The sequence below is a fragment of the Micrococcus sp. PSi08 genome, from assembly GCF_054960655.1.
Map to the genome: position 1 here is coordinate 1 of NZ_JBHNYP010000080.1, position 210 is coordinate 210.

1 pseudogene is annotated in these 210 nt (G+C 69.0%); it reads right to left on the minus strand.

What is annotated here, in order from left to right:
• Positions 1-210: pseudogene (locus ACFI33_RS11860) on the minus strand (IS481 family transposase); the annotation flags it as partial.

Consider the following 210-nt stretch of genomic DNA (forward strand, 5'->3'; position numbering starts at 1 on the left):
TTGTCCGTGATCACCCGGTCCACGGTGATGCCGTGGGCGGCGAAGAACGCCCGCGCCCGGCAGAAGAACCCGATCGTGGTCACCGTCCGCTCATCCTCCAACGCCTCGGTGTAGGCCAGGCGGGTGTACCCGTCGATCGCCGAGTGCAGGTAGGTGTAGCCGACCCGTCGGCCAGGCCCGCGCTTGGCTGCTCGCGCGTTCTCGGAGTCC